Raw genomic sequence first — 25,965 nt, 5'->3', positions numbered from 1 at the left:
CAATAGACTGGACAATTATGAGTATCGAAGTTGAAGTCGGCACCAAAGCAATCGTGACCGTTCCCGCTTCTACGGCGAATCTGGGCCCCGGTTACGACACCTTGGGCATGGCGCTAAGCCTTTATGACACCGTCGAGGTAGAGGTCACCCCCTCTGGGCTGGAGGTAGAGATTTTTGGTGAGGGCGCAGAAGACCTGCCGCGCGATGGCTCCCACCTAGTGGTTAAGGCGATTCGCTCCGCGCTCTCGGCAGCCGATGCTACCGCGCCGGGCCTGCGGGTGGTTTCGCATAATAATATTCCGCAGTCGCGTGGCCTAGGCTCTTCCGCCTCCGCCGCTGTCGCGGGCGTCGCCGCTGGCAATGCGCTGGCGGGAAGCCCCCTGACCCAAGACCAGGTGGTGCAGCTTTCTTCCGCTTTTGAAGGCCACCCCGATAATGCGGCCGCCTCCGTGCTGGGGGATGCCGTGGTGTCGTGGACCCATGTCCCCGTCGATGGCCACTCCCTGCCGGACTACCGCGCCGCTTCCATCAAGGTGCACAAAGATATTCGCGCCACCGCGCTCGTGCCGGATTTTCATGCCTCGACCCAAGCGGTGCGTCGCGTATTGCCGTCGCACGTGACGCATTCGGATGCGGCATTTAACGTCTCGCGCACCGCGGTGCAAGTGGCTGCATTGCAAAACTATCCGGACCTTTTATGGGAAGGCACCCGCGATCGCCTGCACCAGCCGTACCGGGCAGATGTGCTTCCGGTGACCGCCGAGTGGGTTAACCGCCTGCGCAACCGCGGTTATGCGGCCTACCTTTCCGGCGCCGGCCCCACCGTGATGGTGCTGCACACCGAGGACATCGATGAGAGTATTCTTGCCGACGCCCGCGAGCAAAACCTCCGCGTCCTCGATCTCACCGTCGCCGGCCCCGTCAGCGTGGAGCTTACGCAGGCTTAATTTCCAGCCTGCATACATTGTGAGGCTGGCGCGGAACCAAGTTAATGATGGTGTCTTCATCGCTGGATTCTTGCAGGAAGCCAGCGTGTACCGCGCAAAGGAACGGTGAAGGCTTAAGCCCCGAAGAGACAAACGGGCAGGCCTGGAGCTCAATGTCGGTGGAGTCCGGCCGCGTGGCGGGGTCAAAGCCCATATCACGCAGGGTGGAAAAGAGCGTATCGAGCGCGCGATCGGAGTCCTCCGCGCCTGCGGCGCGTGCCCAGCGGCGCCCGATTTCGATGGCCTTGGCAGACGCGGCGTCATCTAGATCTTCCTTGCCCGCTAGCATGGTGGTCAGTACTTCGACGAGGGTGATGTATTCCTCTGCCACCGCTTTATTATCCGGTACGCGGGCTTGAAAAATCAGGGAGGGGCGTCCCCGCCCTTTAGTCGGCGCGGATAGTACGTTCACGGCTCCGGCGCTGACCAACTCATCGATGTGCCCGCGGGCAGTGTTGACGTGCATGCCAAGCTCTTCGGCGACGGTGCTGGCCTTGGCGCCAGCGGAATGGCGTTGCAAAGCAGCGAGTACCTCGCGCTGCTTAGGCGAGAGGTTGAGGGCCTCCGGGAAGAGTTCGGTAGTGGGCCGGGGTAGTGAATCAGGCATGGTAGAAATCCGCCTTGGAGTCTGCATAACAGAGATTTTATTTGGGGTGGACAAAAACGTTTGCTTGAGATACTGCTAAGGATACGGTGCTACCTACCGCAATACCTAAAGCTGATTCGCGGTCTACCGGTACGGTGACCTCGTGGCCGCCCAGGCCCAAGCGCAGCTGTGCTGCTGAGAGGCTGGTGGCCTCGACGGCTAGGACTCGCACGGACCACTGGTTGCAGGCTTCCGGCGCAGTGCCGATTGTCGCCGCATGCGGATCGAATGTCACCGCCACTTTTTGTTCGGGCCGAACAGGCGCGTGCTCTGGTGTTGCCAGAATAGCAATATCTCCGCAGGCGACCTCTACAGTGGAAGAGCCTTTGGCGGTTACTGTTCCTTCGAGGCGGTTAAGCCCCGCTAGTGCCGCAACGAAGCCAGTTGGAGGGGCATCAAGCAGCCGCGCGGTAGCGCCGTGTGCTCGCACTCGGCCGGATTCCATGACCAGCATGTCCTGCGCCAGATTCGCAATATCGAGTGCATTATGCGTAACGAGCAGGGTGGTCCGATCCTTGCGGGCCGCGTGCAGAAAATGGCGCCACCTTTCGGCTGATCTCACATCAACTGCGGCAAGGGGCTCGTCGAGTATGAGAACGGCCGGCCGGGCGGCTAGCGCGCGCACCAGGGCCACGTGGGCGGCTTGGCCGCCGGAGAGGGCTGTTACTGGGACGTCGGCAAGCTCGCGCAATCCTGCTGCCGCGAGAAGCTCCTGCGCACGGTCAGTATCGCGGGTAACCATGGCGACCGCTTGCTGGGCCGTCGAGCGCGGCGGCAAGCCCGGTCGCTGGGTGAGTAAGACGATATCGGTTCCCCCTGGAGAAACCTCACCGCCGCAAAGGCGCCCGGCAATGCGCCCCATAAGTGTGGTCTTGCCGGAGCCGTTCGGTCCCACCACAGCCGTAATCGCGCCCGGGGACAATGCCGTGCGCACGCCATCGACCGTAACCGAAAGCGCCTGTGCATTCTTCGGTTGGGTGAGCTCGCGGAGCTTATCCACGTCCATGGAATGCAACTGCCTTGCCCGCGGCTGGTAGCGCCGCCTGCGCAGGGCCGGCAAGCCCGCCAGCGCCAGGCAGACCAACGCCAGCCCGATAAGCAGGGCGGAGAGCACGTAGGCGCCGTCCGCGTCGACCTCGCGCTCTAAGTAGATGCCCAGCGGCATCGTGCGGGTAACCCCAGGTTGAGACCCGGCAAAGGTCAGCGTCGTGCCAAATTCGCCCAACGAGCGCGCGAAGGCCAACCCCGCGCCAGTAGCCACAGCCGGCGCGATCGAAGGAAGGGTTACTTTTCCGAGTATCTCCCAACGCCCCAAGCCCACGCCCCGTGCAGAAGCGAGGATTTCCTGGTCTAGTTGGCGCAGCGCCGAATCGACCGCTACCACCACAAAGGGTAGCGCCACGAAGGTCTGCGCCACCACGACTCCGGGGAAAGCGAAGGAGAGATGGATCCCCAGGGCGTCGAGAAGCGGGGCCAGATACCCCTTGCGGCCAAAGGCTGCGGTAAGGGCCAAGCCGCCCACCACCGGTGGCATGGCCAACGGGAGGTAGACCAAGAGGCGAATAATGGCGCTGCCGCGGCCGAGCTGCTGGACCCACACTGCCAGCCCTAAGCCCAATACGACCGCGAGCACCATGGATTGGAAAGCCGCCGCCACGGAGATGAGCAGCATGTCTCGAATCTCGTCGCGTGCAAGGTAATCGCCGATGCGCGCCCACGGCACCCGCAGCCCGAGAGCTGCCACGGGAACGATGATGATAGCCACCGCAATGATGCCAATGAGGCCGATGAGCAGCGGGGACTTGGGGCGGACGGGCTGAGGGGCGGACATAGACTACTCCGCTGGGGTAAAGCCGAGGTCGCGCCAGGTGGAATTAAAGTCGCTGCCCAATACCTCGAGCACCGCGCGGGCCTGGTCGGGATGAGAGGCGTCCGTGGCAACGGCGCCCAAGATCTGATTAGAGAATTTCTCCGCTCCTGGAATATCAATCACCTCAACGTCATTACCGGCCGCGGCGGCATCGGTGGAGTAGACCCATCCAGCATCGGCTTCGCCCGAGGCCACCTTTCCTAAAACGTCTGCCACCTGGCGCTCCTGGGAGGAGGGGTGCACGTCCAATTGCTGGTCATCGATGATTTGGGAGGAAATATCACCGCAGGGAACCTGCGGATCGCAGAGTACGAAGTGATGGGAGTGGGAGAGATCGTGCACGGAATGGATTCCCGCCGGATTTCCCTTGGGAACCACCATGACCATGACATTGGTGGCGAGCACCTCAGGTGTGGTGACGGTGCCATCCTGGACCGCCTTATCCATGGTCTTCTTGGAAGCCGTGAGGAGCAGATCGGCCGGGGCGCCTTCACCCAGCTTACTTACCAGATCGGAAGAGCCGCCATTTTCAAAGCTCAAAATCACCGGGGATTCGAGCTGGCCGGCGCGCTGGGTAAGTTCCTCATTGATGACGCGGGTAGATGAGGCCGCCAGTACATTGAGCGTGGGATCCGTCGCATCCTGCGGCGAGGTTACTGACGTTTGTGGAGCGCAGGCTGAAAGAGCAATTCCCAAGGCAACGAGGAGTACGGTGACGCGTTTTTGCATCTGCGGAGAGGTCCTTTTCGGCTTCTTCGGCGGTGAGTATGACCTACCTAGAATAGCCCTCCGCTGAGCAAAGGATTAGCTCACGCGGGTGAATTTGATGTGGAAGTCGTTTTCTTCTTCCTTGAGGTATTCAAGCTCGAACTTCTCCGCGCGGGACTCGACCTCTTTGAGCAGCGGAACCGGGTTATGCGGGGCGATGAGGAGCATTGATTCGCCTACATTTAGGGTGCCTAGCGCGCCATGGATGGCACCGTGGCGAACGGCGTGCGGAATTTCGGAGGCGTTGAGGGTGGGGATGGAATGCGGCTTATTGGCGTCGGAGATGGGCAGCTGCATGGCTAGTAGTCCTTTCTACTGGGGTGCGAGTTTCGCTCTGACCCCAATATTAGTACGATAAAACTCGTGCAAAATAATAGCGTGGCGCATCGCCTTATCTTTCTCGCCTGTGCAGGGCTATCCCTGCTGGTTGGGCTGGGTGCGGGCGCCTCCCTCCTGGGGCTGAACGCTACCCCGGGAGCATCCTTTGCTGCCGACCACGGCCCGCTTATGGTCTTCGGCTTCTTAGGCGGAGCCATCGGCCTCGAACGCGTCGTCGCCGTGCGCACCACGTGGGCCTGGGCGGGGCCTGTGTGTCACGTCGTTGGCGTGCTCAGCATTCTCGCCGGCCTACCGCGTGGGGTCGCAGCCATGTTCTTTGCCGCCGGATTCCTTGTCCTTGGCTGCATCTATGCCACTATCTACCGTCGCCAGGCTAGCCTCGCGATTCTGGTGCAGACAGTCGGCGTCATTGGGGGAGTAGTCGCCGCCGCCCTCTGGGCCATGGGGCCGGGGTTTGCTACAGCGATGCCGCTGTGCGCACTTTATGCCGTGGCCACCATCATCGGCGAGCGCATGGAATTAGCGCGCGTAACCATGGCCGGCACTCGCGCCGAAAATCATCTCACCCTCTTAGTGCTGGGGCTGGCGGCAGTCAGCGTTATCTATATGCTTTCCCCGGCGGTGGGCTATCGCACTATGGGGCTGGCGCTGATTGCTATCGCCGCGGCCACCGCGCGGGTGGACGTGGCCAAGAACTTGGTGCGCTCACAAGGATTGCCGCGCTATTCGGCGGCATGCATGCTGGCCGGCTACGCCTGGCTCGCGCTCGGCGGGTACTTGTGGCTAATCTATGGCGAGGCTACCGGCTTTGTCTATGATGCCTCGGTGCACACCATTTTCCTGGGCTTTGTCATGTCCATGATTTTCGCGCACGCGCCCATCATCGTCACCTCTGTTATTTGCCGCCGCTTGCCGTACCACAAAGTGCTCTACGTACCTGTGGGGCTCTTGCATGGTGGCCTTGCGCTGCGAGTCCTTGCAGATTGTGCCCAGCACACCACAGCGCTCCAAAGCGGCGGAGTGGTTACTATTAGTGCGGTAATAGTGTTTCTCGCCTGCGGCATTACCTTGACCGGCAAGGAGGCGCGACGTGCGCATTCATGACATTTCACTGGCCGCACGTGGCCGTTGGCATATCTTGACCGCAGCCCTTATCGCAGGGTGGATCCTAGTTGGCCTCGGCCTGCTCATCGCTAGCTCCTTGGGCGCACCCGTGGTGTGGTGGGATATCATCCACCCCTTCACAATTGGCGCGCTGACTACGGCGATCATCGTCTTTTCCACTCACTTCACCGAGGCCTTGACTAGGACTGCGGGTGGGGACTATCGGGGCGTCGGCAGTCGCGTGGCCCTAGTCCAGATTGGGCTTATTTTGCTGCTCATAGATAGGGCAGGGTATGACTGGAGCCCGCTTGCCGACGTCGCCTCAACCCTCATCATCGCCTCCCTCACCTGGCACCTGTGGTTCGTGGTGCGGCGCCTGCGCGGTTCGCTGTCTGGTTCCTTTGCCGTGACTGTGCCCTTTTATATCGCCGCTAGCGTGTTCATGATCGTCTCCGTAGTACTCGTCATCCTCAGCGGCAATGGGGTAGGCGAGTACTCCCTCCTCATCGGCGCCCACTCGCGCGGTATGGTCTGGGGATTTGCCTGGCTTACCGTCATCGGCACGGTGGTAACGCTGCTTCCCACGCTGTCTGCCACCGCGATTTCTCCCACTGCTCGTGCGCGGTGTATTCGTGCGCTCATCGTGCACTGCGCGGGGCTGGGCTGTGCGATGGCGCTATACGCGGTAGGCCTCACCCGAGCTGCAGGCGTGGCCCAGCTGCTCGTGGTCTTGGCAGCCCTGCTCATCATCCAGCCGGTACTCGCTACCGTCATGGGGCGCTCACCACGGCTGACCACCGCCACCGTTGCCGTCATCGCCGGCCTGCTGTGGATGCTGGCGTTGTGCGCCGGTGATGCCATCTCCGCAGCCGTCGGAGCCTATCCGCGCACCATCACCTTGGTTGTGCTTCCCGCCTTCCTCGGTGCTGGCCTTTTGCAGCTGGTGACCGGTGTCCTACACCACCTGCTGCCCATACTTACCGGGGCGCGCCCCAATACCGCGGACCGCACCGGTTACGCTCGTCTGCTGCTCATCAACCTGGGCGGACTACTTAGCTTGCTGGATGCTATTGCGGCCGGGCTTATCATGATGGGGATAGGTCTTGCCGCCAATATCTTCGCCGTTGGCCGAGCCCTTTACTTACAGAAAAGACTGGAGAACTAAATGCTGAGCGTTTCTTCCTCACAACCCGCGGACAAGCCCGCCTCCAAGGACTCATCTTGGGCTTCGTGGCTACTCATCGGTATCGCGTTAGCGGCAGTTATCGCACTCGCGGTGGTCAATTCCACCGGCAAGAGCTCTCAGTCCGCTACGCCTGTAGCCTCTGGTGAAACGCAGACCATTGACGTTGGTGTGGATGGCATGGCCTTTACGCCCTCGTCTATCGATATCGACCCTGGAACCCATCTGGTGGTCAACTTCACCAACTCGGGTGACCAAGTCCATGACCTAAAGATCGGTGATGCCGAAACCGGCCGCGTCGATCCCGGCGAGACAGTTCAACTCGATGCCGGCGTCATCGATTCCTCCGCGGAAGGTTATTGCACCATCGCCGGCCACAAGATGCAGGGCATGACTTTTAAGGTCAACGTCGGAGATGGCGCCGCTGCAGGGCATGACCACACGGTGGCTTCTGCAAGCAACCCCCACGTGGACGTGCCTACCGCCGCTGAACTCGGCACCCAGCGCGAAGGCTTTTCCGCCTTTGACGCCACCTTGCAGCCTGCCGCCGAAACGAAGACGCACAAAGAGACCTGGACGATGACCGAGAAGGTCGTAGAGGTCGCCCCAGGAATCAAACAGATGCGGTGGCTTTTCAACGGCCAAGCCCCAGGCCCGACCCTGCGCGGAAAAGTGGGCGATAAGTTCGAAATCACCATCAAGAACGAGGGCTCCATGGCCCACTCCATTGACTTCCACGCCGGCGAGGTCAACCCAGATAAGACCATGAAATCCATCCAGCCGGGCGAGGAATTGACCTACAAATTCACCGCGCATCGCTCCGGCATCTGGATGTATCACTGTTCCACGATGCCCATGTCCCTCCACATCGCTAACGGCATGGCCGGCAACGTCATCATCGATCCGCCGAACCTGAAGCCCGTAGACGCGGAGTATAACTTCATGGCTACCGACGTCTTCCTCGGTGAGGAAAACACTGGTGCCGATGCCCAGCGCGTAGCCGACGGCCGCTTCGACCTCATGGCCTTTAACTATTATCCCGGCCAGTACGATGCAGAACCCATCAAGGCCAAGGTGGGCGATACTGTTCGCCTGTGGCTGACCAATCTAGGCCCCGACCAGCCGCTGAGCTTCCACGTTGTGGGCGAACAATTCGATACCGCCTACAAGGAAGGCGCTTACCTCATCAAGAATGAGGACTCCACTGGTTCGCAAGCGCTTGACCTGCTTCCAGCGCAAGGCGGATTCGTCGAAATGACCTTCAACGAGCCGGGCACTTATTCCTTTGTGAATCACATCATGACAAACGCGGAGAAGGGGCAGCACGGAAAGTTCATCGTTACGGAGTAGGCCAGCCTCGCTCGATACACCCTTCGCGCTCACCATGAAACAAGTTTCATAAATCCGCGGCTTCACGGTGATCGCGAAGAGCGGGGTAGTTCTGCAGCTTCCCCTTCGCGCTCACCGGGACGGTGATTTCGTGCTACCCGCGGCTGCTAGTGAGCGCGAAGGGTGGTGGGAAGAAGACCCTTACCCTTGCCGCTCACCAGTGCGGTGCCGTGGCCTAGTTCAGCGAGCTGCGGTGAGCGCGAAGGGGGAGGGCAGGGTCCGGGAAGCAGAGCAGGGGGAGCTCGCGCAATTCCGCGTGTGTGTCGTAGTCGCGTTCGGCGCCGGTGCCAGGGACCTCGACAAAATTCACACCGCGGATGAGGCGGCGGACGGAGACGTTCCTAGCCGTAGGAAGGGATTCGAGCTGAGTGTGGAGCGCGGGGGCGTGCCAGAGGGAACACAGCGGCTGGAGGTAGCCGTCGGCGGCGCGGGTGAGTACGGCATCGGCCGTGGAGGAGGCGAGGGTCGAGCGCAGACGGGGAAGCAGTAGCGGCGAATCGGGGGCATCCACGGCGAAGAGGGCAAGTTCGGTGCAGTGGGATAACGCTTGTGCGCCGGCCGCGATGCCAGCGACGGGACCACCGTAGAGCGGGGACTCGCACACCTGGGGTAGGCCGAGATAATGCGGTGAGACGGCCACGGCCGGGGTGCCGTAGGGGAGCTGGGCGAGCAGGCGGTCTATAAAACGTGTTCCGTGGGCGGAAAGAGAGGCTTTATCTGTGCCGCCCATGCGTCGGCCGTGGCCACCGGCGAGGATTATCGCGCCGAGCATTAGGCCTCCGGCAGGGTGCGGGACCAGTCCCCGGAGCGGCCGCCGGATTTCGCCACGATGCCGCAACGGCGGATATAGGCGGAGCGGTCCACGCCCTTGACCATGTCGATGATGGCGAGCGCGGAAACATTCACGGCCGTAAGCGCTTCCATTTCCACGCCAGTGCGGTCGGCGGTGCGGACGGTGGCGGAGATGGAGACGTGGTCGTCGGCAAGCGTGAGCTCCACGGCGCAGCCGTGCACGCCAATGGTATGGGCCAACGGAAGCAGCTCGGGGACCTTCTTGGCGGCGGAAATGCCGGCGATGCGGGCTACGGCGAGCACGTCTCCCTTGGATACCGTGCCGTCGCGCAAAGCGGTCATGACCTCGGGGGAGCAGGCGACTTCGCCCTCGGCCGTGGCAGTGCGCACGGTGGGTTGCTTCTCGGTGACATCGACCATGTAGGCGGCGCCGTCAGAATTTAGGTGGGTAAATTTCATGGTTGCTCCTTAATACAGATAAACGGTGGTCTCCTCACCCAAGGCGGGCGGCTCGGAGGAGATGAGGCAAAAGCCATTGGTACCGGCGAGCGATACGATGCGATGGCTGCCGTGAGGTAAGTGCGACGTAATGGCGGGCTCCGCCTGGAAGTCTACGGTCACGGGCACAATGGTAGGCCGGCCGCGGGAGGTCGGGAGGGGCGAGTCTACGCGGGCGCGTAGGTGGACCTGCTCGCGTGGCGCGGGGTGACCAGAAAGCGCGGCGAGGAGGGGACGAGCATAGAGCTGAAAATCTACGAAGGCAGCCACGGGGTTGCCGGGCAAGCATAATATCGGGGTGCCTTTCCAATTGGAGTAGCCCTGTGGGGCGCCCGGGCGCTGGTCGACGTGCCCGAACCACGCGGAATCCGTGCGCCTCAGCACAGTATGGACGACGTCGAACGCGCCGGCCGAAACGCCGCCGGAGGTGATGATGAGGTCGTGGGAGGAGGCAAGCTCATCCAGCGCGGAGGCGAGGTCCGCAGGGGCATCACCCACGTGGACGTGTGCGTCTGCGCCTGCAAGGGCAGCGAGCATGGGGCCATTGGAATTCGGCAGCTGGCCGGGAGCGAGCTCTGTTGGGGAAGAGACTAGTTCTTCGCCAGAAGAGATGATCGCTATGCGTGGGCTGCGGTGGACCGAGACGGAATAAACGCCAGCGGAGGTGAGAGCGGCGATTACGGCGGCGTCGACAAGCGTGCCTGCTGTGGCCACTGGCGCGCCGGGCTGGATATCCTCCCCGGCGGCGCGGATATGTGACTTGGTGGGAGCATCGGTGATGGTCACCTCGTCTGGAAGCGCTACGGGGCCGGCCGGGGTGGTGGTATTTTCCACGGGCACGACAAGCATTCCTGCGGTATCAGCTACCGGTGCGCCGGTCATGATGCGCACCGCGTGTCCCGCGGGGACCTCGGTAGGGGCGGCACCGGCTGGTACATCGCCGGCGACGGGGAGTGCCCATGGGCCGGGGGAGGGAAGATCCGCGGCGTGGACGAGGAAGCCATCCATCGCCGAGTTGGCGTGGGGCGGCACGGGAAAGCGCGCGGTGGCATCGGCGGCGAGGACGCGGCCGATGAGGGAGGCATCGACGGCGGCTGACTCGGCCGGCAGGGGGGATGCCAGGGTGAGGACGGCATCGAGGTGCGCGGAGATGCTGCGGGGCGTGGACATAAAAATAAGGTTAGCCGCCGATGGCAGACATCGGACGGTCCGGTTGCAGAAAGCCTTCGTCATCGATGCCATGGCCAGGCTTTTTGCTCCACATTTCCCCAGCCCAGGCCTCCATGATCTCCTCATCGCTGGCCCCAGAGCGCAATAGTTCCCGCAGCGGGGTTTCGGAATTGCCAAAGAGGCAGTTGCGCACGGCGCCGTCGGTAGTCAGCCGCGTACGATCGCAGTCGCCGCAGAAGGGGTGGGTGACCGAGGCAATGATGCCCAGTGTTCCGCGTGTTCCATCCGGAGCGGTGGCCTCCCACAGGGCGGCGGGGGCAGATCCCCGCGGTTCGCGGGCGGGCTGTAGCGAAAAATGGGTGCGCAGACGGACGAGGATGTCCGCGGCCGTTACCATGTCCTCGCGGCGCCATTGCTCGCGGGGCCCAAGCGGCATCTGTTCGATGAAGCGCAGCTGAGCACCGTGGCGGACGGCATAGTCCGCTAGCGGGACGATGTCTTCTTCGTTGACCCCGGGCATGACCACGGCGTTGATTTTGATGGGGTGGAGGCCTGCGGCATCCGCAGCGGCGATGGCCTGGAGCACGTGATCAAGGCGGTCGCGGCGGGTGAGCGCGGCGTAGCGCTCGCGGTCGATGGTATCGAGCGAGATATTGATGCGATCCAGTCCGGCTGCGGCGAGGGCGCCGGCGCGCTTTTCTAGGCCAAGCCCGTTGGTGGTTAGCGCGGTGGACGGGGATCTCCCCTGGTCGGTGCGCAGCTCTTTAGTGGCGGCAATAAATTTTTCCAGCGACTTACGCAGCAAGGGTTCGCCGCCGGTAAAACGCACTTGGCGGATGCCCAGCTTGCCGACGCCAATTCGAATCAGTCGGATGGTTTCCTCATCGCTCAAGGTCTTCTCTGTGGGCATCCACTCTAAGCCTTCGGCCGGCATGCAATAGGTGCAGCGCAAGTTGCAGCGATCCGTGAGGGAGACGCGCAGGTCGCGGGCTTGGCGGCCATAGCGATCCAGCAGTGCGCGCGTGCCATCAGCAGCCGGGGCGGGCAGATCCGCTGGCGACTGCGCCCGGACCACGGTGGGCAGGGGCAGGGAAACTACGGGTCGCTGCGTGGAAGAGGTCATCGGTGCCAGTCTAAGAGAGGGGATGAGGTACACCAAGCTGCAACGGCTTAGAGAAGGATATTATTCCTAGTTTTCCCGGCTTAAATCGGTGGCTTCGGTGGCAGCGAGGCGCTGCGATTCGCCTGGACCCTTGAGCCGGATGATGTTGTACTCGCCTTCTGCCAGGTGGGTGCGCAAATCCTTCTTATCGAATTTGCCCACGGAAGTTTTATCGATGGACTTTACAAAGGTCCAGTACTCCGGCAGCATCCAACTCGGCAGCTCCTTGCGCATGCTGGCGCGCAGGCGCTCTGCGGTTTCGATGGTGGGAGAAGCACCTTCTGCCAAGACGGTAACGGCCAGTGGGCGCTCGACCCATTGCTTATCGGGATAGCCGATAACGGCGGCTTCGACGACGAGTGGGTCAGACATGATGAGGTTTTCCAGCTGGACGGAATAGATCCACTCGCCGCCGGAGCGGATGACGTCTCGGGCGCGGTCCTCTACGGTAAGGAAGCCGTCCTTGGTGACCGAGCCGACATCGCCAGTGCGCAGCCAGCCATCCGCGGTGAACTTGCCCTCTGCAGCCTCGACCTGCTTGCCGCGAAATTCGGAGGCGATTTCGCCCGGCTCAGCGGTAGGCGAGTGGTAGTAGGAACCGGTGACCAGGTTGCCGCGTACCTGCAGTTCGCCCGCGTTGCGGTCGGTTCGGGCCACAACTTGGCCGTCATTGACCACGCGGTATTCCAGCGAGGCGGGGATGCGGCCCTGGGAGATGCGGTAGGCCCACCGCGTATCGCCCGAAGCGCCCTGTGGAGGGCGGGCGACGCTGCCGACGGTGGAGGTTTCTACCATGCCCCACACGTGAACAACGTCGACACCGTAGCGTTCCTCCCACATCTTGATAAGAGTTGGGGGAACGGGGGAGCCGCCGGCATAGATCTCCGTGAGGGTCATGCGCTCCGGCGGGTGGTGCATGTAGTGCACAAAGAGTTGGATCCAGATGGTGGGAACGCCGTGGGCCACGCGCGGAGAAGTAGCGGCAATGGCCTTGGCAAGGGTGGGGGCGGATACGTCGGCGTCGGGAAGCACGAGCGGGGTGCCCGTCATGAAGCAGGTAAAGGGAACGCCCCAGCTCAGCACGTGACAGATGGGGATGCAGCACAGGAAAGTCTCACCGTGGGTGATGCACAGCGAGTCCGAGGAGCGCAGCTGCATGGCCTCCAGATACAGCGAACGGTGCGAATACAGTACGCCCTTGGGGGCACCCGTGGTGCCTGTGGAATAGCACAGTGCCGCGGCCGTGCGCTCATCTAGTTCCGGCCAGTCATAGACGGTGGAGCGGCCATCAATTAAAGCTTCATAGGAATACACCTCAACTCCGCGCGGAAAGAGGTAGGCAAACTGCTGCGCCGGTTGTGCACCGGTAATGATGACGCTTTCCACGGAGTCGGTACCCACAAGCACCTTGCCTAGTTGCTGCGCCAGCCGGGGATCGCACACGATGGCAGATATTTCCGCGTGATTAATAATATGGCGAATCTGGTCATTCATCAGCTGCTTATTCAGCGGCGCAAAAATCGCGCCCTTGCAAGCAGTGCCAAACATGACCTCGAGGTGTTCGGCGCAGTTCCACATAAAACTGCCCACCCGCTCATCGCCGGTAATACCCAAATCATCATGAATAGCGTGGGCGAAGGCGGCTGCGCGAGCGGCGATATCGCGGAAGGTAACTTCTTCGGCCGGATCAAATTCAGAGCCGGTGCCCTCACCGTGCCAGGTTGTCACCGTGGTGCTGCCGTGCACCGAGGCGCCGTATTCCAAAATGCGGGTCAGGGAGAGGGGGATATCCATCATCGTGGAAAGCATGCCTCTACTGTAGCGGTGTCATGGTGCGGGCGTTGCGGTCTATGCGTTATACTTGTTCGCGACTGGTAGGAAACCGGAATTTTTAGCTCCCCTTTCCTATGGATTCGGGCCCAGAGAAGTTTTGCCCGCAGTCGTTTCTTGATTTCTTCCGGTTCGTGCACCCGCTGTGCGAATTCTCCTTGAGAACATGGAAGAGGCCTCATACTTATTGCCCGGCAGGACGCGCATGCGCCTTGGCACGAGGGCGAGAAGTCCTAGAAAAATACACATTGGCTTCCAGTGCAACGCCGTGAGCCTAGGCTACGGCGGCTCCCGCATCATCGGACCTGGTCAAGCAACGAAAGGATATCCGTGAGCGAAACGGACAACACCGCAGCACAGGATCTTGCATCCCTGAAGCTGCCGGAATTGCGCAAAATGGCCGCAGAGCGCGGCCTACGTGGTGTCTCTGCCCTGCGCAAGGGGGATCTCATCACCGCCATCAAGACTGGTCAAGTTCCGCCAAAGGCCAAGGCCAAGGTGGAAAAGGCCGCTCGGGTAGAAAAGGCGGAAAAGGCAGAGAAGCCTGAAAAGGCTGATAAACCACGCACTAAGGCGCAGGACGATGCGCCGCAGAAGGCGGAAAAGCAGGAAGAATCCGGCGAAAAGCAGGATAACCGCCAGCAGAACTCTGGCGACGAGCAGCGCTATGAGTCGCGTTCTCAGGCACGCCGCGCTCGCCGCAACCGCGCCCGCCGGCAAGAACGCCAGGAGCGGCAGGAACGTCAAGAGCGCGAGGAACGCAACCGCCATGAGGAGCAGGGCGGCAATAAAGATAACCGCGATAATGGCTCCCAGGACGGCTCCGAGAATCAGGGTGAAAAGAATGACCGCGGCGATAATAAGCAGCGCGGCAACCGCCACGATGACAACAACAATCATGAGCGCGGCAACCGGCGTGGGCGCCGCAACCGCCGCAACCGTCGCGGCCGCGGAAACAATAATGACAATAACGGCGGCAACGATTTGCAGGTCCGCGAGGGCGATGAGCTGCAGGCTGTCGGTGGCATTTTGGACGTGGTAGACAATAACGTCGCCTTCCTGCGCACTACCGGTTACCGCGCCGCGGCTTCCGACGTTTTTGTCAACAACGGCATCGTCCGCCGCTTAGGCCTGCGCTCCGGTGATGCCATCACCGGTCAGGTTAAGGTCTCCGGCCCGACGCATACGCACGGCAATGGCCGCAATCGCCGCAAGTACAACCAGCTGGTACAGGTCGATACCGTCAACGGCATCGAACCAGAAGCCGCAAAGCAGCGTCCGCATTTTAATAAGCTGACCCCGCTGTACCCGAATAAGCGCCTGCGTTTGGAGACGGATCCGAAGATCCTTACCACCCGCGTGATCGACCTCATTATGCCCATTGGCAAGGGCCAGCGCGCGCTGATCGTCTCCCCGCCAAAGGCCGGTAAGACGACGATTCTGCAGAATATCGCTAATGCGATTTCTACCAATAACCCGGAGTGCTACCTCATGGTCGTTCTCGTAGATGAGCGCCCTGAGGAAGTTACGGATATGCAACGCTCTGTCAACGGCGAGGTTATTGCCTCGACCTTTGACCGCCCGCCATCAGAGCACACCTCCGTGGCTGAGCTGGCCATCGAGCGCGCCAAGCGCCTGGTGGAGCAGGGCAAGGATGTCGTGGTCTTGCTCGACTCCATTACCCGCCTGGGCCGCGCCTACAATAATTCCTCCCCAGCTTCCGGCCGCATCCTCTCCGGCGGTGTGGACTCTAATGCGCTCTACCCGCCAAAGCGTTTCCTGGGTGCCGCTCGCAATATCGAAGAGGGTGGCTCGCTGACGATCATCGCCACCGCAATGGTGGAGACCGGATCTACCGGCGATACCGTCATCTTCGAGGAATTCAAGGGCACCGGCAATGCCGAGTTGAAGCTGGACCGTGGCATTTCCGAGCGCCGCGTCTTCCCGGCTGTGGACGTTAACCCGTCCGGCACCCGTAAGGACGAACTATTGCTCGTTCCTGAGGAGGCGCGCATCATGACCAAGCTGCGTCGCATCCTTTCTGCCCTGGATTCCCACCAGGCGATTGACTTGCTCATTAAGCAGCTGAAGAAGACCCGCTCCAATGGCGAGTTCTTGATGCAGGTGGCCTCCTCGGCCCCGATGGCTGCGGATAAGGATGAAGAAGATTATGTCTAATCAGGTTTCCCTCGTTGATGACATCGTGTCTGAGTACCAGGGCATTGAGATGCAGATGGGCGATCCGGAGGTTGCCGGCGACCAGAAGCAATTCCGCAAGCTCTCCAAGCGCTACGCGGAGCTGCGCCCCATCATCATGGTCAATGATGAGCTCACCCAGGCGCGCGAGGATCTCGCGGACGCCAAGGAGATGGCCTACGAGGACCATGACTTCCAAGAAGAAGCGGACCGCCTCGAAAAGTCCGTGGAGAGCCTGGAAGAAAAGCTGGCTGACCTGCTCGCACCGCGCGATGAGCAGGACTCCGAGGACATCATTATGGAGATTAAGGCCGGTGCGGGTGGCGAAGAGGCAGCGCTTTTTGCCGGCGACTTGGCCCGCATGTATGAGCGTTACGCGGATAAGACCGGCTTTAACTGGGAGGTCTTGGGCCTCAATGAGTCCGATTTGGGCGGTGTGAAGGATATGACCATTTCCTTCCGCTCTAAGTCCCCTTCGCGCGATGGTGCGTGGTCCGTGTTCAAGTTTGAGGGCGGTGTGCACCGCGTGCAGCGCGTTCCGGTCACCGAGTCCCAGGGCCGTATTCAAACCTCTGCCGCCGGTGTGCTGGTCTACCCAGAGCCAGAAGAGGTCGAGTCCGTCAATATCGATGACAAGGATATCCGCGTCGACGTTTACCGTTCCTCCGGTAAGGGCGGCCAGGGCGTGAACACTACCGACTCTGCGGTGCGTATTACCCACCTGCCCACCGGGCTTATCGTGACCTGTCAAAAGGAGCGTTCTCAGATCCAGAACAAGGCGCGTGCGCTGCAGGTTCTGCAGGCCCGTCTGGATCAGATGGAGCGCGAGGCTCGTGAGGCTGAAGCGGGCGAGCAGCGCGCCTCCCAGGTGCGCACCATGGATCGCTCTGAGCGCGTCCGTACCTATAACTGGCCGGAAAACCGCATCACCGACCACCGCATTGGCTATAAGGCCAATAATTTGGACTCTGTGTTGAACGGCGATATGCATGACCTTATTAAGGCTCTGCAGGACCAAGAGCGTGCTGAGCGCCTCGAGGCCGAGGGCTAAACGGTCGTGGCAAACACGTATGGACAGGCGCTGCGCCTCGGGGTGCAGCGCCTTCGTGCTGCTGGGGTGGCCAGCCCCGAGTGGGATGCGCGCATCATGGCGGCGCACCTTATACATTGTGGCCACATGGATATTCCGCTCGAGGAAGCTGCTATGCCCGGCTTCGACGTAGCCTATGGCGCGCTGCTATGCCGCCGGGAGGCCCGTGAGCCTTTGCAGTATGTGCTAGGCACCGCTTGGTTTGGCCCGCTGGAGCTCAAGGTCGGTCCGGGTGTGTTTATCCCGCGGCCGGAAACTGAGGTCATGGCGGACTGGGCGGTGCGCAGTGCACACGGCCCTCGACTGGTGGACTTGTGCACCGGCACGGGCGCGTTGGCGCTCTACCTGCAACACTATCTGCCACAAGCGCAGGTGCGGGCAGTTGAGCTTGCCGACGCCGCCTTTGACTACACCAAAGCCAATACCCGCGGCACCGGAGTAGAGGCCATCCAAGCAGATGCCACCGATGCCGATACGCTGGCGGAGTGGAACGGGACCGTGGACCTCATTGTCACTAACCCGCCGTACGTGCCGGAGACTCCGAACCTAGAACCGGAGGTCTATCACGATCCACACACTGCGGTATTCGCCGGTGCGGATGGGATGGGCGTTATCACAGACCTTATCCCGACCATAGCGCGCCTGCTGCGCCCAGGCGGCAAGGTAGCCATCGAGCACGACGACTCTACCAGCGAAGTTGTTCAAGCCGTGATGGCTGACTACGGCGGCTTCGAAGAGATTACGGCGCTGCCGGATCTAACGGGAACGCCCCGCTTTGTCACTGCGGTGCGCGGAGTAGACTAAGACACCATTGAGGGCAAGAAGGGGAGAATAATATGCAAGGAAAGATTTTTAATTGCGCCGATAATGCCGAGCGCGAAGAGGGCATGAACATCGCAGTCAAGGCTGCTCAATCCGGCCGCCTGGTAGTGATGCCTACCGATACTCTCTACGGTTTGGGTTGCGATGCCTTTGATAATGACGCCGTAGCCAACCTTTTGGCCACCAAGCAGCGCGGCCCGGATATGCCGGTGCCGGTATTGGTGGGGTCTTGGGATACTGTTCGCGGTCTTGTAGCCTCCTATACCGAGACTGCACGTGATTTGGTGGAAGCCTTCTGGCCCGGAGGCCTGTCTATCGTCGTTCCGCAAGCGCCGTCCTTGCCGTGGAACCTTGGCGATACCCGCGGCACCGTGATGCTGCGCATGCCGCTACATCCCATCGCTATCGAATTGCTGCGTGAGGTTGGCCCTATGGCTGTCTCCTCTGCCAATATCTCCGGCCATCAACCACCGACCACCGCACTAATGGCTAAGCAGCAGCTGGGTAAAGCCGTGACAGTTTACTTGGATGGGGGAGAAACGGCCGTCGGCAAGCCTTCGACCATTATCGACCTGTCCGGCGAGCGCCCGTATCTACTGCGCGAAGGTGCCCTGTCGGCCGAGGAAATCGCCGAGGTCATCGGCGTCGACGCGCAAACCCTGCGCACCCGCCCCCAAGCCTAAAGGAGGAATTCGCGTGAGTGGCAGTGGTGTCCCGCTGCGCGAGTTGGCCCTCGTCATTCTCGTCGCAGCAGCGTTTACGTACCTCACTACCGGTGTGGTGCGTTCCTTTCTGGTGCGTACCGGCCGCGTGGCGGAAATTCGCCTGCGTGACGCCCACACTCAGCCCACTCCTCGCCTGGGAGGCGTGGCCATGTTTACCGGCTTCGCGGCGGCGATTTTCCTTGCTGCCCAGCTCCCAGCCTTGACTCGCGGCTTCATGCCCGTCACGCCAGAGATGAATGCCGTGCTGTGGGCGGCGCTAGCGCTGGTACTTGTCGGCGTCATCGATGACCTAGTTGAACTCAGCGCCATTGTGAAGCTATTCGGTCAGCTCTTTGCGGCCACGCTCATGAGCGGATTGGGCCTTACTTGGACGCTACTTTTTATCCCCTTTGGCGGCGGCACCACGGTTGTGCTGGACCAATTGCAAAGCACCTTGTTGACTGCATTTTTTACCGTCCTGCTCATCAACGCCATCAATTTTGTAGACGGCCTCGATGGATTGGCGGCTGGTCTCGGCCTGATCGCGGGAGCAGCGATTCTGGTCTTTTCCTTAACTGTCCTGCACGATCAAGGCGGTGCGGTATCGGCCTATCCACCGGCCATTATTAGCGCCGCTTTGGTAGGAACGTGTGCCGGCTTCTTGCCGCACAACTTTGAGCCTTCCCGCATTTTTATGGGGGATTCCGGCTCAATGCTCATTGGTCTTTTGCTCGCTGCGGCGTCGACCTCCGCCTCCGGCAAAATCAATATGTCCCTCTATGGCACGGTAGATATCGTGGCCCTAATGTCTCCCATCATCGTGGTGGTTGCAGCGGTCTTTATTCCAGTCCTTGACCTTGTCTGGGCTGTGATTCGGCGCCTGTCGCAGGGCCGATCGCCGTTTTCGGCGGACAAAGCGCATATTCACCACCGCCTTCTTTCCCTCGGCCATACCCACCGTCGTACCGTGTTGGTGCTCTATCTGTGGGTCTCCGCTGTTGCCTTCGGGGCGGTGTCCTTTTCCATCGTGCCCGCGCCGGTGGCCATTGGCGTTACTATCGCCGCCTTGCTGCTCGCGTTCGCGGCTACTCTGGTGCCACTGCGGCAAGGCAAAATTGGTCCGGCCGGGCGAGAAGCCGTCGTGGTGAAGGAAACCGAGCCCTCGTGAGGTAGGGTGTGTAGCCGTGAGTGAAGCACAGTCGACTACGCAAGCCTCGGAATTTGATGACCACCGCCGCCCCATGCAGAGGGCGGTCAAGCTCGGTGGCTTAGCTCTGCTGGTTATCACGGTGGTCTCCCTCGCCGCCTGGGGAGGCCTCCGCGGCCTCCCCGGTATATGGGGGGTACTCGTCGGTGCCGCCATCGGGGGCGGCTTCGTCCTTTTTACCGCCTTGTCGGTGCTACTGACCGCTAATACGACCCCCGCCAATACCATGGCAGTGGTGCTGGGTGGCTGGTTGCTCAAGGTCGTGGTCTTGGTCATGGTGTTGTTGGTTATCAGAGATATGGATTTCTATGACACCTTGGCCCTCTTTGTGACCGTCATGCTGGCCCTTTTTGCCACCTTGGGTACCGAGGTATGGGCTGTAGTTACTTCCCGGGTGACTTACGTTTCCTAATAGGGAAGCGGTCTCATGAGGGGCCTACTGCTTTTCCGGAAGGAAAGGTGGTGGGCCCTTTTTCCATGTGGACATGCAATCGTTTCTGTTGTGGTTACCCCCGTCATGGTGGGGAAATAGCCAAGTGTGATGAACTCCACGTAGCAGGATTTAGGCAGAATGTGGCCTTATTGTTGTGAATTTGTGGCGAAATTGTACCCAGCTAAGGCGGAAATCGTCGCGTTAGTGGCCCCCCACGTGCGAAAACTCTTGATCTAACTGATACGCTTTTCTTCGGGTTACCGCGGGCTAGCACAAAGCTGGCTTTCGCAGCGGTGAATCCCTGTCTTACGCACGCTGATGTGCGACGGAGTCCGTGTGTGAGGCAGAGAGTTTGAGACGTCCATCGCACCACACGGCCTTCGACAAGCTGTGTGGCCCGAACACGGGAGAGAACGCTGAGCGTTACAACATTGGCCATGAAGGGTAGCTTCCATGCACCCGAACTGGACCCAGAATTTTTCCCGGGGCACGTAACCGATGATGGCGGAGTCGTTGACCTCTGGTTGAGCGATTTTGCCAACGGTTGGTTCGCTTTGGATCGCATCATGCTCGTTCGCCTTCTGATGGCGGCCGTGCTGGTGCTCCTATTTGTTGTCGCTTTTAGGAACCCCAAGTTGGTTCCTAAAGGAATCCAAAACGTAGGCGAGCATGCGATTGACTTCGTGCGAGTTCAGATCGCAGAAGACATCTTGGGCAAGAAGGAAGGACGTCGCTTCCTTCCACTTTTGGCCTCTATCTTCTTTGCAGTTTTGTTCTGGAACCTCACAACTATTGTGCCGGGTCTGAACATTTCTCCGAACGCCCGTATCGGTATGCCAATCGTCTTGGCTGCTGTCGCGTATATCGCCATGATTTACGCCGGCGCTAAGCGCTATGGCTTTGGCAAGTTCATCAAGTCCTCGGTGGTTATCCCTAACCTGCCACCGGCCTTGCACATTCTTGTCGTGCCGATTGAGGCATTCTCTACGTTTGTTATGCGCCCAGTCACCTTGGCTCTTCGTCTTATGGCGAACTTCCTGGCTGGCCACCTCATTTTGGTCCTGTTGTACTCGGCTACGAACTTCTTCTTCTTCCAGTTCAACGCCTGGACCGCAGTGGGTGGCTTGACCCTGGTCGCAGCGGTTCTGTTCACGCTTTACGAACTTATCGTCATCTTCCTGCAGGCATACATCTTTGCCCTGCTGACGGCGGTATACATCGAATTGTCGTTGCATGCAGATTCGCACTAACAACAACGCGAACCTCGCGGTTAACTAAATACCCCAAAATCAAACCAACACCGCCCCGCAGGACATTCCCGCGGGATATACATTGAAAGGGAACGACTTTCACATGAACGAGATCATCCTGGCTCAGGACGCAGCAACCACCTCCTTCGACGGCCTTCAGTCCCTCGGCTACGGCTTGGCCACCATCGGCCCGGGCCTGGGCATCGGCATCCTCGTTGGCAAGACCGTTGAGGGCATGGCTCGCCAGCCTGAGATGGCTGGCCAGCTGCGTACCACCATGTTCCTGGGTATCGCCTTCGTTGAGGCACTGGCCCTGATCGGCCTCGTTGCAGGCTTCCTGTTCTAAAGAACGCTTTACACAAGTAAATCGAACTTTAAGAACGGAGACCCATGAACAACGTCATTTACTACCTTGCAGCAGAAGGAAGTGAGCATCTGCCGCTGGAGAGCGGCAACTCCATCCTCCTGCCCAAGATGTACGACTTAGTCTGGTCAATCATTCCGTTCGCCATCATCTTGCTGATTTTCGCGAAGTTTGTTCTTCCGAAGTACAGCGAGATGCTGCAGGAGCGTGAAGACCGGATCGAGGGCGGTTTGAAGCGTGCCAAGGCTCAGCAAGCCGAGGCCAAGGCTGCTCTGGAAAAGTACAATGCTCAGCTGGCTGATGCCCGTGCAGAGGCAGCCGAGATCCGCGAGCAGGCGCGCGAGCGCGGCAAGCAGATCGAGGCCGAGGCCAAGACCAACGCGGAAGAAGAGTCCCGCCGCATCGTCGCCAATGGCGAGAAGCAGCTGGAGGCTTCCCGCTCGCAGGTTGTTACTGAGCTGCGTTCCGAAATGGGCCAGAACTCCATCAACCTTGCGGAGAAGATTCTGGGCGGCGAGCTTTCCGACGCCTCTAAGAAGTCCTCCACCATTGATGGCTTCTTGTCCGAGCTCGACTCTGTGGCACCGGCCGGAAAGTAGGCAACTATGAAGGCAGCTAGCCGCGAAGCACTCGCAACCTCGCAAACTCGCTTGGATGAAATTCTGGCCGGTGACAACAACGTCGCTACCGCCGCACAGGCAGGCCTTGATGTCTTTGAGGTTGTCGATGTCTTGGATAGCGACCGTGAACTGCGGGTCGCATTCACTGATATCGCCGCTCCGAGCGAGGCACGCAAGTCCCTAGCGGAGAATCTGTTTGGCTCCAAGATTTCGGGTGGTGCACTGCGCATCATTCAGGAAGCTGCGGCCGTGCAGTGGTCCACTCCTAAGGACTTTGTCAAGGGCTTGGTCACCCTGGGTCGCCGCGCGCTGTTGCGCGGAGCTGAGGCGCAGGGCCAGCTGGGTCAGGTAGAAGACGAGCTTTTCCGCCTGTCCCAGATCCTTGACCGCGAGGGCGAGCTCACCCAGCTGCTTTCCGACCGAACTGCTGATTCCGCCCGCAAGCGCGGATTGCTGGCAAATGTGCTCTATGGCAAGGTCACGATGTTTACGGAAGCCCTCGTGCTTCAGGCCATCTCCCGCCCTGAGCAGAACCCGATCGATGATGTCGCCGCACTGGCCGATTCTGCAGCTGATCTGCAGGACCGCACCATTGCGCGCGTTACCGCTGCGGGTGAACTAAACGAAGGCCAGCAAGCAGTACTCGCTGAGAAGCTGGGCAAAATTTATGGTCGTGCGATGTCCATTCACTCTGAGGTTGACACCAGCCTCCTCGGTGGCATGCGCATCCGCGTCGGCGATGAAGTCATTGACGGTTCCACGGCAGGCAAGATTGCTCGCCTCCGTGCCCAGATGGCGTAGCCGAAACGACAGAAACGATTTAAGTAAGTGCTGGAAGATACTACCGAGAGCAGGAAGAACATGGCGGAGCTGACGATCTCCTCCGACGAGATCCGTAGTGCGATTGCGAACTACACCTCGAGCTACTCCGCGGAGGCCTCCCGTGAGGAGGTCGGCGTGGTCATTTCGGCAGCTGACGGTATTGCGCAGGTTTCTGGCCTGCCATCCGTTATGGCGAATGAGCTGCTCGAGTTCCCAGGCGGCGTAATTGGCGTCGCACAGAACCTCGATACCAACTCCATCGGTGTTGTGGTCCTGGGCAACTTCGAGTCCCTTAAGGAGGGCGACGAGGTTAAGAGGACCGGCGAGGTTCTCTCCATCCCAGTGGGCGAGGAATTCCTCGGCCGCGTGATTAACCCATTGGGTCAGCCGATTGATGGCATGGGCCCAATCAACGCTGAAGAGGAGCGCGTCCTCGAGTTGCAGGCACCTTCCGTGCTGCAGCGTCAGCCGGTTGAAGAGCCAATGCAGACCGGCATCAAGGCTATCGACGCAATGACCCCGATCGGCCGTGGCCAGCGTCAGCTGGTCATCGGTGACCGTAAGACCGGTAAGACCGCGGTCTGCATCGATACCATTTTGAACCAGAAGGCTAACTGGGAATCCGGCGACAAGGATAAGCAGGTACGCTGCATCTACGTCGCTATTGGCCAGAAGGGCTCGACCATCGCTGGTGTGCGCCGCACCCTTGAGGAGCACGGCGCACTGGATTACACCACCATCGTGGCCGCACCGGCTTCCGATTCCGCCGGCTTCAAGTGGTTGGCACCGTTCTCCGGTGCAGCGCTGGGCCAGCACTGGATGTACCAGGGCAACCACGTTCTGGTTATCTACGATGATCTGACCAAACAGGCTGAGGCCTACCGTGCCATTTCCTTGCTGCTGCGCCGTCCGCCGGGACGCGAGGCATACCCGGGCGATGTGTTCTACCTGCACTCCCGTCTGTTGGAGCGTGCTGCAAAGCTTTCCGACGACATGGGTGCTGGCTCCATGACCGCACTGCCGATCATCGAGACCAAGGCAAACGACGTCGGCGCCTTTATTCCGACCAACGTCATTTCCATTACTGACGGCCAGGTCTTCCTAGAGTCCGACCTGTTCAACCAGGGCGTTCGCCCGGCTATTAACGTCGGTGTTTCCGTCTCCCGTGTCGGTGGCGCTGCACAGACCAAGGGTATGAAGAAGGTTGCCGGTAACCTGCGTCTGGACCTGGCGTCCTACCGTGACCTGCAGGCCTTCGCGGCATTCGCATCTGACCTGGATGCTGCCTCCAAGGCTCAGCTGGAGCGCGGTTCCCGTCTGGTTGAGCTGCTGAAGCAGTCCGAGTCCTCCCCGCAGCCGGTGGAGTACCAGATGGTATCCATCTACCTCGCCGAGGCTGGCATCTTCGACGTCGTTCCCGTTGAAGACGTCCGCCGCTTCGAGGACGAGGTACACGAGTACCTCAACGCCAACACCCCAGAGGTCTTTGAGCAGATTTCCGGCGGCAAGCCGCTGACCGATGAGTCCAAGGACGCATTGGTTGCGGCAGCTAAGGATTTCCAGCCGACCTTCCGCACCTCCGAAGGCCATAACTTGGGCTCTGAGGCACCGGTAGAGCCTTTGGATGAAAGCGACGTAAAGAACACCGAGCTCAACGTCTCCCGCAAGACGGCTAAGTAGAGTTCAGAACTCATAACTAACCGTCTAGATTAAAGAAGGGAGGAGAAACGATGGCTAATCTTCGCGAACTACGTGACCGCATCCGGTCCGTTAATTCGACTAAGAAGATCACCAAGGCCCAGGAGCTTATTGCTACCTCGCGCATTACCAAGGCCCAGGCCAGGGTAGAAGCATCTCAGCCTTATGCGACTGAGATGACCAGCATCATGAATAAGCTGGCCTCTGCCTCTACGTTGGAGCATGACATGCTGCGTGAGCGCGAAGACGGAAACGTCGCAGCCATCCTCGTGGTCACTTCTGACCGCGGTATGTGTGGTGGCTACAACAACAACGTCTTCAAGAAGGCCGCACAGCTGCAAGCTCTCCTGGAAAGCAAGGGCTACGAGGTAGTTCGGTACGTTACCGGCAACAAGGGCATCGGCCACTACAAGTTCCGCGAGGACGAGGTAGTTGGCAGCTGGGGCGGTTTCTCTCAGGACCCAACCTGGGAGGCCACCCACGATGTGCGCCGTCACCTGATTGATGGCTTTATTGCTGGTTCCACCGGCACTACCAAGGGCCGCGACGGCCTGCATGCGCAGGGTGAGGGCGCAGGTGTACGTGGCTTTGACCAGGTACACGTTGTCTACACAGAGTTTGAGTCCATGCTGACCCAGACCGCGCGCGCACAGCAGCTGTTGCCAGTTGAGCCGGTTATTCAGGATGAGGAGTACCACCTCGGTGACTCCGCTCTGTCCGACGCCGAATCTGCGGAGGATGTTGCCGCAGGATTCGAATTCGAGCCGGACGCGGATACGCTGATGGAAGCTCTGCTTCCGCAGTACGTCTCACGTATCCTGTTTGCTATGTTCTTGGAGGCTTCTGCCTCCGAGTCCGCTGCACGCCGTACAGCTATGAAGTCTGCTACTGACAACGCAACCGAGATGGTCGAAGACCTCTCCCGCGTGGCTAACCAGGCCCGTCAGGCACAGATTACCCAGGAAATTTCAGAGATCGTCGGTGGCGCTGGCGCGCTATCTGACAGCGCAGAAAGTGACTAG

General features: G+C 60.4%; 25 protein-coding genes. 16 read left to right on the top strand and 9 right to left on the bottom strand.

What is annotated here, in order from left to right:
* The first annotated feature begins 17 nt into the window (after positions 1-17).
* Positions 18-947: a homoserine kinase gene (thrB, locus tag L8V22_RS04975; RefSeq protein ID WP_238801043.1), complete on the top strand. Its 930-nt coding sequence runs from the start codon at positions 18-20 to the stop codon at positions 945-947.
* On the opposite strand, the gene L8V22_RS04970 is transcribed toward thrB, so the two are convergent.
* The 4 genes from L8V22_RS04970 to L8V22_RS04955 all read right to left on the bottom strand — a co-directional run bounded on the left by L8V22_RS04970 (position 934) and on the right by L8V22_RS04955 (position 4,567).
* Positions 934-1,593 carry a helix-turn-helix transcriptional regulator gene (locus L8V22_RS04970; protein ID WP_238801087.1) on the bottom strand — a complete coding sequence of 220 codons (660 nt, stop codon included), beginning with the start codon at positions 1,591-1,593 and terminating at the stop codon, positions 934-936. The genes thrB and L8V22_RS04970 overlap by 14 nt on opposite strands.
* 37 nt (positions 1,594-1,630) lie before the next feature.
* Positions 1,631-3,463, bottom strand: a complete 1,833-nt coding sequence (locus L8V22_RS04965) for an ATP-binding cassette domain-containing protein (RefSeq protein WP_238801042.1) — start codon at positions 3,461-3,463, stop codon at positions 1,631-1,633.
* Positions 3,464-3,466: 3 nt separating this feature from the next.
* Positions 3,467-4,231 (bottom strand): molybdate ABC transporter substrate-binding protein, encoded by a 765-nt coding sequence (gene modA, locus L8V22_RS04960; RefSeq protein ID WP_238801041.1) that lies wholly within the window; start codon positions 4,229-4,231, stop codon positions 3,467-3,469.
* A 75-nt stretch (positions 4,232-4,306) separates the two neighbouring features.
* Positions 4,307-4,567, bottom strand: coding sequence for a DUF2249 domain-containing protein (locus L8V22_RS04955; RefSeq protein WP_238801040.1), 261 nt, complete (start codon positions 4,565-4,567; stop codon positions 4,307-4,309).
* Between the two features lie 66 nt (positions 4,568-4,633).
* On the opposite strand from L8V22_RS04955, the gene L8V22_RS04950 reads away from it, so the two are divergent.
* The 3 genes from L8V22_RS04950 to L8V22_RS04940 are packed head-to-tail and all read left to right on the top strand — an operon-like array spanning position 4,634 to position 8,246.
* Entirely contained in the window at positions 4,634-5,713 is a 1,080-nt protein-coding gene (locus tag L8V22_RS04950; protein ID WP_238801039.1) for a hypothetical protein, read from the top strand.
* Positions 5,700-6,878 carry a beta-carotene 15,15'-monooxygenase gene (locus L8V22_RS04945; protein WP_238801038.1) on the top strand — a complete coding sequence of 393 codons (1,179 nt, stop codon included), beginning with the start codon at positions 5,700-5,702 and terminating at the stop codon, positions 6,876-6,878. The genes L8V22_RS04950 and L8V22_RS04945 overlap by 14 nt, the downstream gene beginning before the upstream one ends.
* Positions 6,879-8,246, top strand: coding sequence for a multicopper oxidase domain-containing protein (locus tag L8V22_RS04940; RefSeq protein ID WP_238801037.1), 1,368 nt, complete (start codon positions 6,879-6,881; stop codon positions 8,244-8,246).
* Positions 8,247-8,460: 214 nt separating this feature from the next.
* On the opposite strand, the gene mobA is transcribed toward L8V22_RS04940, so the two are convergent.
* The 5 genes from mobA to L8V22_RS04915 all read right to left on the bottom strand — a co-directional run bounded on the left by mobA (position 8,461) and on the right by L8V22_RS04915 (position 13,716).
* Positions 8,461-9,057, bottom strand: a complete 597-nt coding sequence (gene mobA, locus L8V22_RS04935) for a molybdenum cofactor guanylyltransferase (protein WP_238801036.1) — start codon at positions 9,055-9,057, stop codon at positions 8,461-8,463.
* Entirely contained in the window at positions 9,057-9,536 is a 480-nt protein-coding gene (gene moaC / locus L8V22_RS04930; RefSeq protein ID WP_238801035.1) for a cyclic pyranopterin monophosphate synthase MoaC, read from the bottom strand. Before moaC ends, mobA begins: the two co-directional genes overlap by 1 nt.
* 9 nt (positions 9,537-9,545) lie before the next feature.
* Entirely contained in the window at positions 9,546-10,745 is a 1,200-nt protein-coding gene (locus L8V22_RS04925) for a molybdopterin molybdotransferase MoeA (RefSeq protein ID WP_238801034.1), read from the bottom strand.
* 10 nt (positions 10,746-10,755) lie between these two features.
* Positions 10,756-11,868, bottom strand: a complete 1,113-nt coding sequence (moaA, locus tag L8V22_RS04920) for a GTP 3',8-cyclase MoaA (protein ID WP_238801033.1) — start codon at positions 11,866-11,868, stop codon at positions 10,756-10,758.
* A gap of 66 nt (positions 11,869-11,934) precedes the next feature.
* Positions 11,935-13,716, bottom strand: coding sequence for a long-chain fatty-acid--CoA ligase (locus L8V22_RS04915; protein WP_238801032.1), 1,782 nt, complete (start codon positions 13,714-13,716; stop codon positions 11,935-11,937).
* 351 nt (positions 13,717-14,067) lie between these two features.
* Here L8V22_RS04915 and rho point away from each other — a divergent pair, with 351 nt between their 5' ends.
* From rho to L8V22_RS04855, 12 genes are all read left to right on the top strand, one after another.
* The gene (gene rho, locus L8V22_RS04910; protein WP_238801031.1) at positions 14,068-15,915 is read left to right on the top strand and encodes a transcription termination factor Rho; all 1,848 of its coding nucleotides are present in this window, start codon (positions 14,068-14,070) and stop codon (positions 15,913-15,915) included.
* Positions 15,908-16,984, top strand: a complete 1,077-nt coding sequence (prfA, locus tag L8V22_RS04905; RefSeq protein ID WP_238801030.1) for a peptide chain release factor 1 — start codon at positions 15,908-15,910, stop codon at positions 16,982-16,984. Before rho ends, prfA begins: the two co-directional genes overlap by 8 nt.
* 6 nt (positions 16,985-16,990) lie before the next feature.
* A complete protein-coding gene (gene prmC, locus L8V22_RS04900) occupies positions 16,991-17,827 on the top strand; it encodes a peptide chain release factor N(5)-glutamine methyltransferase (protein WP_238801029.1) in 837 nt (278 codons plus the stop codon).
* 32 nt (positions 17,828-17,859) lie between these two features.
* Positions 17,860-18,528, top strand: a complete 669-nt coding sequence (locus tag L8V22_RS04895; protein ID WP_269966411.1) for an L-threonylcarbamoyladenylate synthase — start codon at positions 17,860-17,862, stop codon at positions 18,526-18,528.
* 13 nt (positions 18,529-18,541) lie between these two features.
* Positions 18,542-19,717 (top strand): MraY family glycosyltransferase, encoded by a 1,176-nt coding sequence (locus L8V22_RS04890; protein ID WP_238801027.1) that lies wholly within the window; start codon positions 18,542-18,544, stop codon positions 19,715-19,717.
* Between the two features lie 73 nt (positions 19,718-19,790).
* On the top strand, positions 19,791-20,168 hold the full coding sequence (locus L8V22_RS04885; RefSeq protein WP_238801086.1) for a Cg1360 family ATP-synthase-associated protein: 378 nt from the start codon (positions 19,791-19,793) through the stop codon (positions 20,166-20,168).
* A gap of 458 nt (positions 20,169-20,626) precedes the next feature.
* Positions 20,627-21,439: a F0F1 ATP synthase subunit A gene (gene atpB, locus L8V22_RS04880; RefSeq protein ID WP_049361382.1), complete on the top strand. Its 813-nt coding sequence runs from the start codon at positions 20,627-20,629 to the stop codon at positions 21,437-21,439.
* Positions 21,440-21,542: 103 nt separating this feature from the next.
* Entirely contained in the window at positions 21,543-21,785 is a 243-nt protein-coding gene (locus tag L8V22_RS04875; RefSeq protein WP_049361381.1) for an ATP synthase F0 subunit C, read from the top strand.
* A gap of 44 nt (positions 21,786-21,829) precedes the next feature.
* Complete coding sequence (locus tag L8V22_RS04870; RefSeq protein WP_238801026.1) at positions 21,830-22,402, top strand: F0F1 ATP synthase subunit B; 573 nt, start codon at positions 21,830-21,832, stop codon at positions 22,400-22,402.
* A 6-nt stretch (positions 22,403-22,408) separates the two neighbouring features.
* Positions 22,409-23,224, top strand: a complete 816-nt coding sequence (locus L8V22_RS04865) for a F0F1 ATP synthase subunit delta (RefSeq protein WP_238801025.1) — start codon at positions 22,409-22,411, stop codon at positions 23,222-23,224.
* A 60-nt stretch (positions 23,225-23,284) separates the two neighbouring features.
* Complete coding sequence (gene atpA / locus L8V22_RS04860) at positions 23,285-24,925, top strand: F0F1 ATP synthase subunit alpha (protein ID WP_023021750.1); 1,641 nt, start codon at positions 23,285-23,287, stop codon at positions 24,923-24,925.
* Between the two features lie 50 nt (positions 24,926-24,975).
* Positions 24,976-25,965 carry a F0F1 ATP synthase subunit gamma gene (locus L8V22_RS04855; RefSeq protein WP_238801024.1) on the top strand — a complete coding sequence of 330 codons (990 nt, stop codon included), beginning with the start codon at positions 24,976-24,978 and terminating at the stop codon, positions 25,963-25,965.

The organism is Corynebacterium yonathiae (assembly GCF_027570195.1).
GTDB lineage: Bacteria > Actinomycetota > Actinomycetes > Mycobacteriales > Mycobacteriaceae > Corynebacterium > Corynebacterium yonathiae.
This window is presented reverse-complemented; position numbering and strand designations above follow the sequence as displayed.